3 protein-coding genes and 1 tRNA gene are annotated in these 1867 nt (G+C 74.0%); 3 read left to right on the top strand and 1 reads right to left on the bottom strand.

Going from position 1 to position 1867, the window contains the following annotated elements; translation table 11 throughout:
• Positions 1 to 39: 39 nt before the first annotated feature.
• Positions 40 to 210 carry a hypothetical protein gene (locus L2I40_RS22640; protein ID WP_237217603.1) on the bottom strand — a complete coding sequence of 57 codons (171 nt, stop codon included), beginning with the start codon at positions 208 to 210 and terminating at the stop codon, positions 40 to 42.
• 189 nt (positions 211 to 399) lie between these two features.
• Between L2I40_RS22640 and L2I40_RS22635 the strand changes: the two genes are divergently transcribed.
• The 3 genes from L2I40_RS22635 to L2I40_RS22625 all read left to right on the top strand — a co-directional run.
• A complete protein-coding gene (locus L2I40_RS22635; protein WP_237217601.1) occupies positions 400 to 981 on the top strand; it encodes an OmpA family protein in 582 nt (193 codons plus the stop codon).
• 47 nt (positions 982 to 1028) lie between these two features.
• Positions 1029 to 1111 (top strand) — tRNA-Leu (locus L2I40_RS22630).
• Positions 1112 to 1291: 180 nt separating this feature from the next.
• Positions 1292 to 1867, top strand: a 576-nt coding sequence (locus tag L2I40_RS22625) for a quinone oxidoreductase family protein (RefSeq protein WP_237217599.1), incomplete at its 3' end; no start/stop codon positions are given.

Genomic DNA, 1867 nt, shown 5'->3' with positions numbered 1-1867 from the left:
TGGCGCCGCCGCTCGGCGCGGCGGCGGCGCCGGGGGCGGCTACAGGCCCGGGCGCACCGTCACGGTGGGTGCGGGCTGCTGCACGACGGCGGCGGGCGGCTGCTGCGGCACCACCACGGTCGCCTGCTGCGGCGGGCGGTCACGCTCGACATAGGTGCAGGCGCCGAGCGTGAGTGCGACGGCGGCGAGCACGAAGGGCATACGCGTCATGCGATCCTCCTCCGGATGGGGTCAGCGGGGCGTTAACCGTTGCGCCCCGCGGACGTGGCTCGCGCCGTGCCTGATATTCGCGTGACCCGAACCGATCCTCCGCGCCCGCGGCTGCGGCGCGGCACAGCGTGCCGCGTTGGGACGCGCAAGGTGCCGAGGGACCGGGCCCGATCAAGCCGGAGGCCAATGATGCGATCGATTCCCGTTGCGGCGCTGCTCGTTCTTCCCGTCGCCCTGCCCGCGGCGGCGCAGGAGCGTGCAACCGGCGCGGTCACCCTCGAACAACCGGCGCCGCAGCCGCGCGGCGTGATCGTCGAACAGGACGGGCGTCCGTTGACAGGCGTGGTGGGGCCGGGTGGCGCGGTGGACATTCGCGGCGCCAACGTCGTGGTGATCGAGGAGACGCCGCGCGCGACGAAGCTGACGGTGCGCAACGACGTGCTGTTCGACTTCGATCGCGCCGAGCTTCGGCCGGAGGCGGCGGAGGCGTTGCAGCGCGTGGCGGAGCTCATCCGTCAGCGCGCGCCGCGCGCCGTGCGCATCGTCGGCCACACCGATTCCGTCGGCTCCGACAGCTACAACCGGACCTTGTCGGAACGCCGCGCCGCCAGCGTGGAGCGCTGGCTCTCGGCCAATGCCGCGGGGCTGCCGCCGCTGCGGGCCGAAGGCCGCGGCGAGGCGGAGCCGGTGGCCGCGAACGAGGTGGATGGCCGCGACAACCCGGAAGGGCGGCAGCGCAACCGGCGCGTCGAGGTGCTGCTGGAGCGGTGACGCGGGCGGTTCCCCAGACAGCCGATCCGTCGTAGGTCTCGGCGCAGGCCCCTGTGGCGGAACGGTAGACGCAGGCGACTCAAAATCGCTCGCCCGAGAGGGTGTGGGAGTTCGAATCTCCCCGGGGGCATGTTCCGCTGCCTGTCACGCCGGCGCCGCTGCCAGGCGGGCCGATCCACGTGAACCATCGCCGTGCTCGTACCGCCCCATCGCGCCCCTCGCGCAGCCTTGAGGGTTGACAGGGCGCGCAATCGTTTGCAGAAGGGCGGCTGTGGCCAGCCCACTCCGGAACGACCAGGACGCCTCGCGCATGACGACCGTCGCCCCAGATGCCGCCCGCCCCGTGACGCCGCCCGAGAGCGCCCGGTCGCTGCGCTTCGCGGCCTTCGGTGGGCCTGAGGTGCTCTCGCTCGGCCAGGTGCCGGTGGCTGCGCCGGAGCCGGGCGAGGCGCTGGTCGCGGTGCGCGCCGCCTCCATCAACCCGTCCGACGTGAAGAACGTCGCCGGGCGCATGCGGCAGACGGTGCCGCCGCGCACCCCGGGGCGCGACTTCGCCGGCATAGTGCTGGACGGTCCGCCGGAGTGGATCGGCGCCGAGGTCTGGGGCACGGGGGGCGACATCGGCTTCACGCGCGACGGCAGCCATGCGGAACTGCTGCGCCTGCCGGTCGGGGGACTCTCCCGCAAGCCGTCCAATCTTTCCTTCCAGCAGGCTGCCTCGGTCGGGGTGAACTACGTCACCGCGCTGCTCGGCCTCGACTACGCGGAGCTCAAGGCGGGCGAGACGCTGCTGGTGATCGGCGCGACGGGCGGTGTCGGCGGCGCTGCCTGCGCGATCGCGGCCGGGCGCGGCGCGCGCGTCATCGCGGCCAGCCGCGGCGCCCCG

The organism is Falsiroseomonas oryziterrae (assembly GCF_021864505.1).
In the GTDB taxonomy this organism is placed as follows: domain Bacteria; phylum Pseudomonadota; class Alphaproteobacteria; order Acetobacterales; family Acetobacteraceae; genus Falsiroseomonas; species Falsiroseomonas oryziterrae.
This window is presented reverse-complemented; position numbering and strand designations above follow the sequence as displayed.